Source organism: Serratia sp. J2 (assembly GCF_046269175.1).
GTDB classification, from domain to species: Bacteria; Pseudomonadota; Gammaproteobacteria; order Enterobacterales; family Enterobacteriaceae; genus Chania; species Chania fonticola_C.
On the sequence record NZ_JBKABN010000004.1, the window covers coordinates 272,860 to 288,397 of the forward strand.

General features: G+C 50.6%; 16 protein-coding genes and 1 pseudogene. 8 read left to right on the forward strand and 9 right to left on the reverse strand.

Features of this window, described 5'->3' with window-relative positions; genetic code table 11:
• Window positions 1-8: 8 nt before the first annotated feature.
• The 3 genes from nudB to ACKWMY_RS06530 all read right to left on the reverse strand — a co-directional run bounded on the left by nudB (window position 9) and on the right by ACKWMY_RS06530 (window position 2,552).
• Window positions 9-455 (reverse strand): dihydroneopterin triphosphate diphosphatase, encoded by a 447-nt coding sequence (nudB, locus tag ACKWMY_RS06520; protein WP_021181144.1) that lies wholly within the window; start codon window positions 453-455, stop codon window positions 9-11.
• Complete coding sequence (gene aspS, locus ACKWMY_RS06525) at window positions 455-2,239, reverse strand: aspartate--tRNA ligase (RefSeq protein WP_024528729.1); 1,785 nt, start codon at window positions 2,237-2,239, stop codon at window positions 455-457. Before aspS ends, nudB begins: the two co-directional genes overlap by 1 nt.
• A gap of 82 nt (window positions 2,240-2,321) precedes the next feature.
• A complete protein-coding gene (locus ACKWMY_RS06530) occupies window positions 2,322-2,552 on the reverse strand; it encodes an FmdB family zinc ribbon protein (RefSeq protein WP_021181142.1) in 231 nt (76 codons plus the stop codon).
• Between the two features lie 201 nt (window positions 2,553-2,753).
• Between ACKWMY_RS06530 and ACKWMY_RS06535 the strand changes: the two genes are divergently transcribed.
• From ACKWMY_RS06535 to cmoB, 5 genes are all read left to right on the forward strand, one after another.
• Window positions 2,754-3,326, forward strand: a complete 573-nt coding sequence (locus ACKWMY_RS06535; protein ID WP_065685641.1) for a hydrolase — start codon at window positions 2,754-2,756, stop codon at window positions 3,324-3,326.
• Window positions 3,327-3,403: 77 nt separating this feature from the next.
• Window positions 3,404-4,219 (forward strand): DUF72 domain-containing protein, encoded by an 816-nt coding sequence (locus ACKWMY_RS06540; protein WP_309048343.1) that lies wholly within the window; start codon window positions 3,404-3,406, stop codon window positions 4,217-4,219.
• A 101-nt stretch (window positions 4,220-4,320) separates the two neighbouring features.
• A complete protein-coding gene (locus ACKWMY_RS06545; RefSeq protein WP_024528726.1) occupies window positions 4,321-4,716 on the forward strand; it encodes an MAPEG family protein in 396 nt (131 codons plus the stop codon).
• 95 nt (window positions 4,717-4,811) lie between these two features.
• The gene (gene cmoA / locus ACKWMY_RS06550; RefSeq protein WP_024528725.1) at window positions 4,812-5,555 is read left to right on the forward strand and encodes a carboxy-S-adenosyl-L-methionine synthase CmoA; all 744 of its coding nucleotides are present in this window, start codon (window positions 4,812-4,814) and stop codon (window positions 5,553-5,555) included.
• Window positions 5,552-6,523 (forward strand): tRNA 5-methoxyuridine(34)/uridine 5-oxyacetic acid(34) synthase CmoB, encoded by a 972-nt coding sequence (gene cmoB, locus ACKWMY_RS06555; RefSeq protein ID WP_074028715.1) that lies wholly within the window; start codon window positions 5,552-5,554, stop codon window positions 6,521-6,523. The genes cmoA and cmoB overlap by 4 nt, the downstream gene beginning before the upstream one ends.
• A gap of 58 nt (window positions 6,524-6,581) precedes the next feature.
• Here the strand turns inward: cmoB and ACKWMY_RS06560 are convergent, their stop codons facing one another.
• Entirely contained in the window at window positions 6,582-7,082 is a 501-nt protein-coding gene (locus tag ACKWMY_RS06560) for a hypothetical protein (RefSeq protein ID WP_409486054.1), read from the reverse strand.
• A gap of 379 nt (window positions 7,083-7,461) precedes the next feature.
• Between ACKWMY_RS06560 and ACKWMY_RS06565 the strand changes: the two genes are divergently transcribed.
• On the forward strand, window positions 7,462-7,596 hold the full coding sequence (locus ACKWMY_RS06565; RefSeq protein ID WP_255519184.1) for a hypothetical protein: 135 nt from the start codon (window positions 7,462-7,464) through the stop codon (window positions 7,594-7,596).
• Between the two features lie 250 nt (window positions 7,597-7,846).
• Here the strand turns inward: ACKWMY_RS06565 and cutC are convergent, their stop codons facing one another.
• On the reverse strand, window positions 7,847-8,593 hold the full coding sequence (cutC, locus tag ACKWMY_RS06570; RefSeq protein WP_074028781.1) for a copper homeostasis protein CutC: 747 nt from the start codon (window positions 8,591-8,593) through the stop codon (window positions 7,847-7,849).
• 232 nt (window positions 8,594-8,825) lie between these two features.
• Window positions 8,826-9,395, reverse strand: a complete 570-nt coding sequence (locus ACKWMY_RS06575; protein WP_409486055.1) for a VOC family protein — start codon at window positions 9,393-9,395, stop codon at window positions 8,826-8,828.
• Window positions 9,396-10,254: 859 nt separating this feature from the next.
• On the opposite strand from ACKWMY_RS06575, the gene argS reads away from it, so the two are divergent.
• Window positions 10,255-11,985: an arginine--tRNA ligase gene (argS, locus tag ACKWMY_RS06580; RefSeq protein WP_024530485.1), complete on the forward strand. Its 1,731-nt coding sequence runs from the start codon at window positions 10,255-10,257 to the stop codon at window positions 11,983-11,985.
• Between the two features lie 493 nt (window positions 11,986-12,478).
• Here the strand turns inward: argS and ACKWMY_RS06585 are convergent, their stop codons facing one another.
• From ACKWMY_RS06585 to ACKWMY_RS06595, 3 genes are read right to left on the reverse strand one after another with little or no spacing between them, the layout of a single operon-like run.
• Complete coding sequence (locus tag ACKWMY_RS06585; RefSeq protein ID WP_139102415.1) at window positions 12,479-12,733, reverse strand: hypothetical protein; 255 nt, start codon at window positions 12,731-12,733, stop codon at window positions 12,479-12,481.
• Window positions 12,726-13,088: a nitrogen fixation protein NifS gene (locus ACKWMY_RS06590; RefSeq protein WP_409486056.1), complete on the reverse strand. Its 363-nt coding sequence runs from the start codon at window positions 13,086-13,088 to the stop codon at window positions 12,726-12,728. Before ACKWMY_RS06590 ends, ACKWMY_RS06585 begins: the two co-directional genes overlap by 8 nt.
• Entirely contained in the window at window positions 13,078-14,244 is a 1,167-nt protein-coding gene (locus ACKWMY_RS06595) for a glycosyltransferase family 2 protein (RefSeq protein WP_409486057.1), read from the reverse strand. The genes ACKWMY_RS06590 and ACKWMY_RS06595 overlap by 11 nt, the downstream gene beginning before the upstream one ends.
• A gap of 548 nt (window positions 14,245-14,792) precedes the next feature.
• On the opposite strand from ACKWMY_RS06595, the pseudogene ACKWMY_RS06600 reads away from it, so the two are divergent.
• Window positions 14,793-15,525, forward strand: a pseudogene (locus ACKWMY_RS06600) (transposase); the annotation flags it as partial.
• Window positions 15,526-15,538 lie beyond the last annotated feature (13 nt).

Below are 15,538 nucleotides of genomic sequence, written 5' to 3' on the forward strand. Positions count from 1 at the left end.
AAAAAGAACTACTGGACAGAATGGATCACAAACTCTTCAATCGCCTGCTGATTACTCCAGGACTTGGTCAGTTTGACCGCCTCGGACGCCTCAAGCCATTGGTAAGCATGATGTTCGGTCAAGACCGGATCGCGCTCATCAGGTAACGCCAGACAGAACCAGTGCTCTTTATTACGCGTGGTTCCCGGCGCATAGCGGTGTCGCAAATGGACAAAGAGTTCAAATTCCACACAGCGCTGGCAATCGAACAACGGCAGCCCCTCTGCTGCGATATCGATGCCAATCTCTTCCATGACTTCGCGCTGTGCGGCATGCGGCGGCGATTCGGCGTCCTCAAGGCTGCCGGTCACCGACTGCCAGAACTCCGTATCATCACGCCGCTGTAACATCAGCACCCGGCCACTGGATTTTGCATAAATCACCACCAGAATAGACTCGGGCCGCTTGTAATTCATCACTCGCTCTCTTGTTCGGCTGAGGCTTTCTTCACTACGCTGATCGCCAGCTCCTGCAACGAAGCCGGGTTGGCGAAGCTTGGTGCATCGGTCATCAGACAGGCTGCTGCGGTGGTTTTCGGGAAGGCGATAACGTCACGGATGTTCTCGGTACCGGTTACCAACATCACCAGGCGATCCAGACCGAAGGCCAAACCGGCGTGCGGAGGCGTACCGTACTTCAGCGCATCCAGCAGGAAGCCGAACTTCTCGCGTTGTTCTTGCTCATTGATGCCAAGGATACCGAAGACGGTTTGCTGCATTTCACTGCGGTGAATACGCACGGAACCGCCACCCACTTCATAGCCGTTCAGCACCATATCGTAGGCATTGGCGATAGCTGAAGTAGGATCTTTTTGCAGTTCTTCCGGGCTCATATCGCGCGGTGCGGTAAACGGATGGTGCATCGCCGCCAGGCCGCCTTCGCCGTCTTCTTCAAACATTGGGAAATCGACCACCCACAGTGGTGCCCAACTGTCGAGCTTGGTCAGGCCAAGATCGCGGCCAATTTTCAAGCGCAGCGCGCCCATGGCGTCGGTAACGATTTTAAAGCTGTCGGCACCGAAGAACAGAATGTCACCGGTTTGCGCATTAGTGCGCGCCAGGATCGCTTCCAGCACTTCGGCACTGAGGAATTTGGCAATCGGGCTTTGCACGCCTTCCATACCCGCAGCACGATCGTTAACCTTCAACCATGCCAAACCTTTGGCACCGTAGATATTAACGAAAGCGCCGTATTCGTCGATCTGCTTACGGGTCAGCTGTGCGCCACCCGGAACACAAATCGCGGCCACGCGGCCTTTGGCATCGTTCGCCGGGCCAGAGAACACTTTGAACTCAACGTCTTTGACCAGGTCGGCAACGTCCACCAGCTCCAGCGGGTTACGCAGGTCTGGCTTATCGGAACCGTAACGGCGCATCGCTTCGGCAAAGGTCATGATCGGGAATTTACCCAGATCGACGCCCTTCACGTCCAGCCACAGCTCATGCACCAGTTGCTCCATCACTTCACGCACCTGCTCGGCGCTCATGAAAGAAGTTTCCACGTCGATCTGGGTGAATTCCGGCTGGCGATCGGCGCGCAAGTCTTCGTCACGGAAGCACTTGACGATCTGGTAGTAACGGTCGAAGCCAGACATCATCAGCAGCTGTTTGAACAACTGTGGGGACTGCGGCAACGCATAGAACTTACCTTTATGCACGCGGCTTGGTACCAGATAGTCACGGGCACCTTCCGGCGTGGCTTTGGTCAGCATGGGGGTTTCGATATCCAGGAAACCGTGGCTGTCCATAAAGCGGCGCACAAAGCTGGTGATCTTGGCACGGGTTTTCAGGCGGTCGGCCATTTCCGGGCGACGCAGATCCAGGTAGCGATATTTCAGACGCGCTTCTTCGCTGTTGGTCTGGTTCGAGTCCAACGGCAGCGGTTCGGAGCGGTTGATGATCTCCAGCGCGTGGGCAAACACCTCAACTTCGCCTGTCGCCATATCCTTGTTGGCCTGGCTTTCCGGGCGCGCACGCACGGTACCGACGATCTGGATGCAGAACTCGTTACGCAGTTCGAAGGCTTTGTCGAAGGCCGCTTTCTGATCCGGATCGAAGAACACCTGCACGATGCCTTCGCGGTCACGCATATCAATAAAGATCAGGCCACCCAGATCGCGGCGGCGGTTGACCCAACCACACAAAGTGACTTCCTGGCCGACGTGGGCCAGATTCAACTGCCCGCAATATTCAGTACGCATACGCTATCCTTTTGACTTAAGCCGATTCCGCCGGAGGTTGGCAACAGTTGCTGTTTCCGCACGGCTGTTATCTGACGAATTGTTATTTATCACCCGGTTTGAAGTCTGTTGCATACCAGCCAGTACCCTTTAACTGGAAACCGCTGGCAGAGATCAACTTGGTCAGTGCGGGCTGCCCACACGCCGGGCATTGAGTCAACGGCGCGTCGGAAAATTTTTGTAGTTTCTCTAATCGATGTTGGCATGAGCCACATGCATATTCATAAATCGGCATAGATCGCTGGATTAAAGATTGGTGAAAAAAGGCGGTCATTATAAAGGAAATTCATGCGCCAGATAAGAGCGAACACGGCATTGTTGCAACGCTAAATGGTACCGAACGTTAAGAAACAACACATCGGTTAACAAATTTCCCATTAACTGGCAGCAGTTTTATCACGTAGCCTATGTCCCCGTCGTCTTTCATATGCCAGTAGCATAACCTTAAATCCACTTTACCCCTGAGATGCTCCCAATGCTAAAACTTGATGCCCAAACCACCGCCCTGGTCCTGATCGATCTGCAACACGGCATTTTACCTTACGCCGCTGGCCCGCACAGTGCCAGCCAAGTCGTCACCCATGCGGCCCATCTGGCAGGACGCTTTCGCGCGCTGAATGCCCCCGTGTTTCTGGTGCGCGTCGGCTGGTCTGATTCCTTTGCCGAAGCGCTCAAGCAGCCAGTAGATAAACCTTCACCGTCTCCGGTCGGCGGGCTGCCAGCGTCCTGGTGGGAATTCCCCGAAGCGCTGGCGGTACAAGACAGCGATGTGTTGATCACCAAACGTCAATGGGGCGCATTCTATGGTACCGATCTGGACCTGCAACTGCGTCGTCGGGGTATCAAATCGGTGGTATTGGGCGGTATCGCTACCAATATTGGCGTGGAGTCTACTGCTCGTGCAGCCTGGGAACATGGCTACGAGTTGGTGATTGCCGAAGACATGTGCAGCACCTACAGCGCCGAGATGCACCAATTCGCCTTCGATAATATCTTCCCGCGTATTGCCCGTGTGCGTAGCACCAGTGAGATCCTTGCCGCGCTATAAGCCCGGCGTAACTTGAAAGGCGGCGCAGATAACGTTAACGTTGTTGCCAAAATGTAAAGCAGGGAAGATGACCGTTGATTTATATTGGATTACCGCAATGGCAACATCCGGCCTGGAACCGCATCGGCCTGCGCGATCTGGCGGACTACAGCCGCTACTTCAACTGCGTGGAAGGTAACACTACCTTCTACGCGTTGCCCAAGGCGGAAATTGTCCATCGCTGGCGCGATATGACCGGCGATGATTTCCGTTTTTGCTTTAAATTCCCGTCAGCGATCAGTCATAAAGCAGCACTGCGCGGCTGTGAAGCCGATATCAAGGCGTTTTATGATTGCCTGCGCCCCCTTGAAGGGCGTATCGGACAGCTGTGGTTGCAGTTGCCCGCCGCCTTTGCACCCGAGCATCTGGGCATTCTCTGGGCTTTTCTTGATGCCTTACCGCCGGAGTTTACCTACGGAGTCGAGGTCCGCCATCTGGAATTTTTCGCCAAGGGTGACGCAGAACGCCAACTGAATCAGGGTTTGCACCAACGAGGTATTAACCGCACCATCCTCGACAGCCGCCCACTACACCATGCCAAACCACACAGCTCGGCGATCCGCGATGCACAACAGAAAAAACCCAAGCTGCCGGTGCATGCAGTGGTAACGGCCAACAACCCGTTGATCCGCTTTATCGGCGGTGACGTGCTGGCGGACAATCAGCGCTGGTTCGAGTCCTGGCAACAGAGGCTACCTGACTGGGCGCAACAACATCAGCCCTACCTGTTTATTCACACGCCAGATAACAGCGATTCACCGCAGCAGGCACAGAAAATCTGGCAAGGGCTATACGGCATAATTCCGAATTTATCGATGCCTCCGGGCTGGCCAGAGCAAGAAGCCTTGTTTTAACCTATTAATCTGATGGGTCCCATCGGATATTTCCTCGCGACAGTCGCGATGATGGCAGTTATGATGCTCGTTGCCAGATTTGGTTACGAATGGAGTTAAGAATGGTAAGCGCGCTCTATGTGGTGCTTGGCGCATTGTTGTTGATCAAACTCTCTTATGACGTGGTCAGGTTGAGAATGCAGTACCGGGTCGCCTATGGTGACGGCGGGTTCTATGAGCTGCAAACCGCGATACGCGTACACGGTAACGCCGTGGAGTACATCCCGATCGCCGCCATCCTGTTGGTGATCATGGAGATGAACGGTGCCGAAGTCTGGATGGTGCATCTGTGTGGCTTGCTGCTGATGGCAGGCCGACTGGTTCACTACTACGGTTTACGTAACCGTGAAGTCCGCTGGCGCCGTTCGGGTATGGCGGCTACTTATATTTCTCTGATACTGATGGTGATAGCCAATATCGTTTATCTGCCGTGGGACATTATCTTCAGTTTGCACTGATATCCCCTCTGCTCAGGCGGCCACGCCGCCTGCTTCTGCCTGCGCCGCTTTTCTGTTAGTATACGCCCCTTCGAATTCTGACCTGATTTGCCGCTATGCCAAACCGCGATACTCTTTTTTCCGCCCCGATCGCCAAACTGGGCGACTGGACCTTCGACGAGCGCGTTGCTGAAGTCTTCCCAGACATGATCCAGCGTTCCGTTCCGGGCTACTCCAATATCATTTCGATGATTGGCATGCTGGCCGAACGCTTTGTCCAGCCATACAGCCGGGTGTATGACCTGGGGTGCTCGCTCGGCGCGGCCACGCTATCGATGCGCAGGAACATCAGCGTCGAAGGTTGTCAGATTATTGCGGTCGATAATTCCCCCGCGATGGTAGAGCGCTGCCGCCGCCATCTTGATGCGTTTCGCGCCGATACGCCAGTCGACGTCATTGAGGCGGACATTTTAGACATTACCATCGAAAACGCCTCGATGGTGGTATTGAACTTCACCCTACAGTTTCTTGAACCGGCCGATCGGCTGCGCCTGCTCGAACAGGTTTATCGCGGGCTACGTCCGGGCGGTGCCTTGGTGCTGTCAGAGAAATTCAGCTTTGAGGATACGGACGTCGGTGAACTGTTGTTCAACATGCACCACGACTTCAAACGAGCCAACGGCTACAGCGAATTGGAAATCAGCCAAAAGCGCAGCATGTTGGAAAACGTGATGCTGACCGATTCGGTCGAAGCGCATAAAGCGCGCCTCCGGCAAGCCGGTTTTGAACATGCAGAAGTCTGGTTCCAATGTTTCAACTTCGGCTCGTTGATCGCCCTGAAATCAGGAGAAACCGCATGATCGAGTTTGGAGACTTCTACCAGCGCATCGCCAAAAGCCCGCTGAGCCACTGGCTGGATACGCTGCCGGCACAAATCACCGCCTGGCAACGAGAATCGCTGCATGGCAAGTTCAAGCAGTGGTTCAATTCGGTAGAGCACCTACCTTCCCTCACGCCAACCCAGTTGGATTTATTGCATGGCGTGCGTGCCGAGATGGAACAACCGCTGTCACCTGGCCAGCTCGAAGGCATTGAGAAAATGCTGCGTACGTTGATGCCGTGGCGCAAAGGGCCTTTCTCACTTTACGGCATCGATATCGATACCGAATGGCACTCCGACTGGAAGTGGGATCGGGTGCTGCCTCATATCTCCCCGCTGGCTGGCCGGACCATTCTGGATGTGGGCTGCGGCAGCGGTTACCATCTGTGGCGCATGGTCGGTGCCGGAGCGCATCTGGCGGTAGGTATCGATCCGATGCAGCTGTTCCTGTGCCAGTTTGAAGCGGTACGTAAACTGCTGGGAGGCGATCAACGCGCCCATGTGTTGCCGTTGGGTATTGAACAACTGCCCGAGCTGGCCGCGTTCGACACCGTTTTCTCGATGGGTGTGCTTTATCACCGCCGCTCCCCGTTGGATCACCTGTATCAGTTGAAAAACCAGCTGGTCTCCGAGGGCGAACTGGTGTTGGAAACGCTGGTTGTACCAGGCGATCGTCATCAGGTATTGGTGCCGGGCGACCGCTACGCGCAGATGCGTAACGTCTACTTTATTCCGTCTGCCGAAGCGCTGAAGTGCTGGCTGGAGAAATGCGGATTTGTGGACGTCAGGATTGCCGATATCTGCCCAACCAGCACCGAAGAACAGCGCCGCACTGACTGGATGACCAGCGAGTCACTGGCCGAGTTTCTCGATCCCAAAGATCCGAGCAAAACGGTTGAAGGCTACCCGGCACCGATCCGCGCCGTGCTGATCGCCAAAAAACCGTAAGCCTTAATCAACTCACTATATAGGGGCGTAGCAATGTTACGCCCTTTTAGTTGTATTGTTATTTTCTCAAAGCCTGTAGCAGATCCTTTTCAAACACTCCGCTGGATGAACACTCGAAAGGCTTGACCTTGTCGTTGCCATCTCCCGCCACTAGCCCCGCAACGCCATTGACTTGCACCATCACGTTAGTCCCTTCTCCAGCGCTAAAAATCTGCACCAGGATCCGGTAGGCCACATTCAGATTAGACGGCCCTGGCTGGTCTGAACAAACCAGATACAGGCTGGCCAGCTCGGCATCATTGCCCGTCGTGCCAACGATCCCCAGATGCGGGTCGACAACCGTGGCCTTTAACCCTTTCTGCGCAAAAATTGCCTCGGCACGAGTTAACAGCTCATCCGGCTTACGGTTACCTATCAAGGTGGGCTTCGCACCAGCAGTCGGCTCACCAGCGGCAGTTTCAGCCACACTGCCGGGCTGGTTACCGGTTTTAGTTGGGCCATACACCGAAACACAACCCGTCAATGCCAATGCCAGCAATAAAATTAAATATCTCATCATTCACCTGTAATACAGCGTGGCGCAAGCCGTTAACGACATGACAAGCCCAACAATCAGTAAATAACGCATCTCCCCCTCCTCCGTTAACGATAATAGGCCGCAACACAGCCCGATAATGAACAACAAACCAGCATTAACCACACAACATAAACTCTCATGTATCCTCCTGACCAAAAGCGGTTGATCTTGTTTCGTGCGGCTTGAGCACCAGCACCGACAAACGGTATCGTCTCGGCGGTTACGTGTCGCTTCCTGTCATGTGTGTCAACGCTGGCAATACAATCGCGGGAAAAACCAATCGGGGCTCAGCGTTCAGGGTTGAACGCTTTCACTGGTGTGGTAAACTGGACAAAATCCAACAAATTCATAAGGATGGTTAATGATAAGCGTTGACAGGCTGTTGATGGCATTGCTTACCATCATGGCTGGCATATGGCTCGCCGTCATATTCAATATCGGCGGCACCGTGCAAATGCTCTCGGCCATTTTTCACTGGGTGGAGAGCCTGCGATAAGCCACCGCTGCCAGTTACATTTTATCAATATTTAAACTTAAGGCAGTGACTCATCGTTAACTAGAGTTAAAGTGTTGGTATCGCGCCAACACCAGTGAAGTATTGAACCTGTTTGCCCTGAGCACCTCTACCCTGTTCAGGGCTTTTTTTGCGCACAGAAGCAAAAAGCCCCGAATATTCGGGGCTTCAAACAGGGCTCACACCGTTGGGCCATTGCTAACGCTCTCAGCATGCGGCCCCTACTATCTCACTAGGCTGGAGTGAGCATGGCCAACGCGTTCTTCATCGCCTCGACCGTTTCACCATCCACGCAGTAGTGGCTGAATTCGTCAAACTCATTATCGGCACACATGGTGACACCCGCCTTACGGTAACGCATGGTGGAAGGTACCGTATGCCCGGCCGAGCTATGCAATTCCTGAATACCGATATCCACAAACTTATGCATATTGCTCAAACGGACACCTGCACCGGCCATGATCACCGGCCCCTTGCTGGCATGCACCAAGTCGCGCAAGAGCGGCAAGCCCAATTCGGCATTCTGCTGCTGCCCAGAGGTCAGAATGCGTGCCACGCCTAGCTGCGTCAGTTGCTCCAGCGCCACCATCGGGTTTTGACACATATCGAACGCGCGATGGAAGGTCACCGCCATATCACCGCTTAATTTCATCACCTCGCGCATCCGCGTAAGATCGATATGCCCTTCGTCGTCCAACATGCCGATTACCACACCGGCAAAACCCATCTCGCGGATTTGCGCCACGTCGTTCTTCATAATCTCGAAATCGACGGAGCTGTAACAGAAATCGCCCCCACGCGGCCGCACTATTGGATGAACGGGTATCGTTACCCGCTCCCGTGCCAGCCGTAACGAACCAAAGCTCGGCGTCAACCCGCCCTCACTCTGGCTGGCACACAATTCTATGCGGTCAGCGCCCGCATGCTCTGCTGTCATGGCACAGTCGACGCTATAGCAACAAACTTCCAGCTTCATTATTGTTACCCCCAGATAACGGTCAAAAATGCTACAGCAAACGTTCACCCATCGCCTATAAGCCACAGGATGAAAACCTGATAAAAGTCTTAACGGCACAAGGTGCTAACTATGGCACTCAATTTTGATGAATGGATCGATCGCAGTCACAGTGGCGGCGTTAAGTCTGATAAATAACGCGAACGCATCATTTTTCCCTGTAAGCCCCCATTCGAAACCGGCAACGAACGAAACGCTACGGTTTCGCCCGTTCACTGGCCACGATGTCACGAATATGATGCGGATGGAATTTGATGGTGACATTACTATCGGTGATCGCCAGAGTCGGATTGGCCAGGCGTTCGCCCTCACCTTTAGGTGAGCTCTGCTTAAGTTTGATGCCAGGTAGCAGCAAGGCTTCGTCCGCCAGATGTTCCAGGGCGCGAGCATACAGGGTAGAGGGATCGCCGCTTAGCACCAGCTCTACATGTTCCCATCCTTCATGCGGATAGCGCTTCTCACCGGGGTATGGCAGCTCGATACAATCAATCTGCCAAGGGCCAACCTTCAGTGGTTCATGGAGATCAAACAGGCAAATCGGCCTGCCGTTAATCATCGTTTCCGAAAGCAGCGATCCGCATTGCAGCAACCCCTGCCGCCAACGATCGGCGGTGCTGTTCTGATGGCAACGCAGCGAGATATGGTCTGCGCTGAATTTTGCCAGCTCAAGATGAAGCCGTTGTGCAAACTGCTCCAGCGCCAGTTCAAAGCGAGGTAAATCCAGCGTCAGGTCGTTAAGTTCGGCGATCGATGACAAGGTAGTCATAAGTTTCTCAGGCTCTCCAGGATCTTTGGCAGGCCAATAATCTACACGTCGAATCGCCTGGAGGCTATGGATCAGAGAATAAAAACCTAACGGATGGACATAATGCTGTTTCTTTAGCGCTAGTGCCTATTTTAGGCCGAGTTATCCTTCAGGAAGCAAGAAATGATCAAGAATCATCTTAGTCCGCACTTAATTAAGCCACCATTAAAACCCTTAAGTTTCCCTAACGATTTGTCGTTTTACGCTTTCTCAAGGCCAATGTATAAAAATCGCTTGAAATGAAATTTACACCCCTCTCAAACACCGAGGTAACACAATGTTTTTATTATCAAAAAAAGATAATCATGCGAACAATCCTAAACAGCATTCTTATAATTGATTAGGTGACGTTAATAAGTTAGGTTAGGAGAGCATTTGATTTTGGATAAATAAACATGACCCTGTTAGGTATATCCCTTGTTTTAATAGCCATTGCTGGCTACGCGATTTATCGCCATTTCAAAACTCGCCAGAATAGTGTGTTACGCTCTGGACGAGGCAATAAAAAGCGTTAAAGCTACCATTAATCCGCTCCCATCAAACCAATGACCGCGGACGGTTTGATTCACCTGCTTACCATTTTGGCCTTCTCTTTTCCCTATCTTTCACCATGCCAGCCCGCGTCAACTACTGACGCGGTGCCGTCAATCGGTTACAATTGCAGGCTGTTTTGTGGTTGAGCGTCGTCTGCGATGTGTGGCGTCGTCCCTGCTGGACTGCAAGTTGTACGCCAAGGCGTTTTGCAGGCCAACAGAGTAAAACCACCTTTTGATCCGGAGGGCGTACTGCACGGCCCTCGTTTGTCATTTAAGGTAACCCGGTGAATATTCAGGCTCTTCTATCAGATAAGGTCAGCCAGGCGCTGATTGCCGCAGGTGCGCCTGCAGATTGCGAAGCTCAGGTTCGTCAGTCCGCGAAAGCACAGTTTGGTGACTATCAGGCCAACGGCGTGATGTCCGTTGCCAAAAAACTTGGTATGCCGCCACGACAACTGGCAGAGAAAGTCGTGCAACTGCTTGACCTGGGTGACATCAGCAGCAAAGTGGAAATTGCCGGCCCGGGCTTTATCAATATCTTCCTGAACAGCGAATGGGTTGCCCGTCAGGCCGATGCCACCCTGGGCGCAGCTAAGCTGGGCATTGCCCCCGTTAAGCCGCAAACCATCGTGATCGACTATTCTGCGCCCAACGTGGCGAAAGAAATGCACGTGGGCCACCTGCGCTCCACCATTATTGGCGATGCCGCTGCCCGTACCCAGGAATTCCTGGGCCATAAAGTGGTGCGCGCCAACCATGTGGGCGACTGGGGTACCCAGTTCGGCATGCTGATCGCCTACCTGGAAAAGATGCAAAACGAGCACGCCAGCGATATGGGGCTGTCGGATCTGGAGCAATTTTACCGCGAAGCCAAGAAAAACTACGACGAAGACGAAGATTTCGCTCTGCGCGCCCGTGGTTATGTGGTCAAACTGCAAGGCGGCGACGAATATTGCCTGAAGATGTGGCGCAAGCTGGTGGACATCACCATGGCGCAGAACCAACTGACCTATAACCGTCTGAATGTCACCCTGACCGAAGATGACGTCATGGGCGAAAGCCTGTACAACGCCATGCTGCCGGGCATCGTTGCCGATCTCAAGGCGAAAGGCCTGGCGGTAGAAAGCGAAGGCGCCACCGTGGTGTTTCTGGACGAGTACAAAAATAAAGACGGCGATCCGATGGGTGTCATCATCCAGAAGAAAGATGGCGGTTACCTGTATACCACTACCGATATCGCCTGCGCCAAATACCGTTTCGAGACCCTGGGTGCCGACCGTGTTCTCTATTACATCGACTCGCGCCAGCATCAGCACCTGATGCAAGCCTGGACCATCGTGCGCAAAGCAGGTTACGTGCCAGACTCTGTCTCGCTGGAACACCACATGTTCGGCATGATGCTGGGGAAAGACGGCAAGCCGTTCAAGACCCGTTCAGGCGGCACCATCAAACTCTCCGATCTGCTGGATGAAGCCGTTGAACGCGCCAGCAAACTGATTGCCGAGAAGAACCCGGATATGCCTGCCGACGAAATGCAGAACGTGGCTAACGCGGTCGGCATCGGTGCAGTGAAATATGCCGATCTGTCGAAAAGCCGTACCACGGACTACATCTTCGATTGGGATAACATGCTGACCTTCGAGGGCAACACCGCGCCGTATATGCAGTATGCCTATACTCGCGTTGCCTCGGTGTTCAAGCGTGCTGGCGTAGACGAAAGCAACCTGACGCTACCTTTGGTGATGACAGAAGAGCGTGAAATCGCGCTGGCAACTCGCCTGCTACAGTTCGAAGAAACCCTCACCGTGGTCGCCCGTGAAGGTACGCCGCACGTGATGTGTACCTATCTGTATGACCTGGCGGGGCTGTTCTCCGGCTTCTACGAGCATTGCCAGATCCTCAACGCCGAAAGCGAAGAGGCCCGTCAGAGCCGCCTGAAGTTGGCACTGCTGACCGCCAAAACGTTGAAAACCGGTCTGGATACGCTCGGGATCGAAACCGTCGAACGCATGTAACATGTAGGGACGCTGCATGCGCTCCCATCTAGCCTTTGTCATCAATCTGAAGAAGGTCGCGTTACCGACTTCTCAGATTGCTGACAAAGTTCTTATCTGACGATCAAAGCTTGACTCTACTAAAGCAACGGACTGGCTTCCATATAAAAAACGCTCACTCATCAGTACCAATATGAACTCATGATCCTTGATGCTAATGACATCCCCAAGGACTTCTGATATGTACCATTGATACTATCATCAGCATTGCGCCTCCGCGCTGTTGGCGTGTATTTCAATAAGCCCAGTCGGTTTTAGCCTAATTGCTCAATTTCGCAGGATAGCTTAGTGTGTTTATCTTTCTCAATAGCTAGGTTGGTGGTTAGCCCGGCGAAAGGCCGGGCTAATATTGCAAAAAGTAGAATTGGTATTTATTTAAAATGGCATTCTGTTAGTCCACGAACCATTATTTAATATAATCCTATCAGTTTACGTTTGTTTGATTAGGCTCTTCTCAATTTCCCCATATGGGGTCAGACGATCCCATGTTACCTCCTACACAAGTTCCGGAACCTGTTGCTACAGAAGTACCTGGACCATAAAATCCACCAGGTAATGAACAACTATAGCCTAACCCATCCATAACTCCGGCCCAAACCCCTGCCGCTCCAGTTTCCCATTGCCCACTGCCACCACCACTGCCACCAACGGACATCAATTCAATTTCATCTGTTATTTCTCTTAAAACTAAATCATGATATTTATTCATTACTTATTTCCCTTATTCGTTTAACAACAGGGTTAATATTATTGCTCACATATTCCATTGTGCTAAGATAAATTATATTTTTTTTATCAAAACCATTACGATAGAACTGGAAGCGTAATCCGGGTGCGCAAACCAGTAATTGAGCATTTTGCTCTATAAGTTTCTCTATATCTGATTCAGTGTCATCCCGCTCAACGAGCCAGTTGAGATTTTTTTTATTTAGATAATCCTGCAAAATTGTAATGTATTTATCTTCTTTGTAAAAACCGAACAAACCGCCACCTGCACCTTGGATAGGAGACCGACCAAATGTCGGGCTGGGCCTGTAAATAAAGTAAATTCTTTTACTTACCATTGTCACCCTCATAATTTAGTGTGTTTGTACTGTTCAAGTATTGATTAACAATCCCCGTGGAAAATCCATTATCCCTAACACTTAGCAATAGCTTTCTTGCCTGTTTCACCATACCAATCTCATTAAGATAAAATGAAAGCGCAGCATCAATATGTAACCCCTCTGAATGAATCATTCCCTCATGGACTTTTTTATTTTTTCTTTTATACTCTATAATTTCTTTGATTGATATTCTACACTTGCATTTCCATTTGAATAATTCATAAATAAGTTTATAGTAAAAACCATTGCTATTATAAGGAATGATAGCATCCATGAGTTCAATCACCTCATAAAATTCTTTATCATTATCCATCATACTTAGTTTTGCTTTCGCCATCAGATCAAGGATGGAAAAGGTATAGGCTTCCATCTTTATATTTGTCATGCTTAACGGTTCTAACTCTTCGCATTTTATTGCTTTCGCTAAGCCTTTATAAATTTCATCGGGTGGAGTCCCCTCGAAGCAGTCTCGGTAGTAAAAGAATTTCCAGCGAAGATACAAAGGCTCTTTAGATAAGTTTTTTAAATTCAGCCGTTTATTTCTATTATATTTTCCTTTGGCTTTTAAAACATCATGAGTATAACCATCGTGATTGATAATAATATCAACACTGATGTCGATCATCCTATTTTTGTCTTTTCGTCTCAACTCTTCATGGACATATCCAAAATAGAAAAAACCTCCGTTATTAGCAAATCCTCTTCGTATATTCTTTGATATATCACCATCATGATTTTTAATTTTAGGACAAATTGCAACAAGGTCTCTATTGTTATGGTTGTTTATTTTTACAAATATCTTTGAAACCTCATGCTTTGAAGAAACAACATATTCATCTGCATCAACAAAAAAAACATAATTAGATATTGACTTGCTTATGGCAAGATTCCTTGGTTTTGAAAAACTATCTTCCCATTCAGTATGAAATATTTTAACTCCATCAGCTAAATATCCATTTAATATTTTAAGCGTATTATCTGTTGATCCTGTATCAACAACGATTATTTCTTGAAAAAGTGGAAGTAAGCTGTCGATGCAGCGAGCAATACAGCGCTCTTCATTTTTGACAATAATCGCCGCTGCTACTGTCACGTTGCTTTCAAAGTCATTCATTCAAGCCTCCCTTTATTGATTCCTATCGCCTTCCGTAGATGATATCTATTATCATTATCAATAACGCTGTGTGAAATACACATAAAAGCGCATTTTAAGGTCAAAAACGTGATGCGCTTCATGTTATTACGTTTTTTTTCTAACAATGAACACATCATTAACAGCTATTCTGACTTATAAAACTACTATCCTCCTAACGTCGAGCTCGCTATCCTTCATAAGCACATACCCAATTGAATATTGGTCAAAATACGCTATTTTAAGCAAAGCGATTTAGATCCCGACGTGAGTAATATTCGCAGTTATTAGCTTATTTAACCCCCTGTTCTCCATTGAAAATTTAATGGTATTCAAAAGTCTGGTTTCTACATGATCAACATAGTGTATGTGAAAGGATAATCCGTGCGTATTAACTAGGTATAAATAGGGTTACCGCCAACATTTTTTCAGCAATGGCAAGTGACATTAGTAACAATTTACATAAGCCTCAGGTCGCGTTAGCGCCCTCAGATTGCTGACAAAGTCAGTGAAAAAACGGACTGACTGCCATGCTTAAAGAACCCTCTCCCCAGCAATACCAGATTAAAACCATCCCCCATGATCAACTGGTTCTCGAAGACCATCTGGTGCGCAAAATTGATGCCGCCATCGATTTTGAATTTATCCGCGATGCCGTTGCTCACCTCTATTGCCCCTATAATGGCAGGCCCGCTATCGACCCCGTCGTCTGATTAAAATGATGCTGTTGGGCTACCTCTTCGGTGTTCCTTCCGAACGCCGTCTGGTCAAGGAAATCCAGACCATAGGGCAGGCTCTCAATGGCAGCATGGCAAACGGACGTGTGCTTTACACCGACAGTACTCATCTGAAAGCCGATGCCAACCCGTGCAAGGCCGTGAATGAACTGCGCCCTGAAGGTGTCAGTGAATACTTCACACAGTTGAATGATGCCGTGGAGGCCGACAGGAAGCAACGCGAAAAAAATCGCTGCCCGCCGTAAGAAAAGTCCCCAAAAATGACACGGTTAAAAACACCAAAATCAGCACCACCGCCCCGAAAAGCAGCTTCATGCACCGGGACAACAAGCCGAAGGGCTTCTTCAATCTGGACCATTCACGGTGGACGACAAGCACGGCATCATCTTGGATACAGGGCAACGTGCATGGCAGCCAGCCGTTCATCGGCAGGCTGGCGCGGCAGGTGGAGCGGTTCAGTCGTGATACGGTCACCGTGGGTGTGGATGCGGGTTATTTTACCTCGGTGGTGTGCCATCTGACGGAAGATGGCGCTGTTG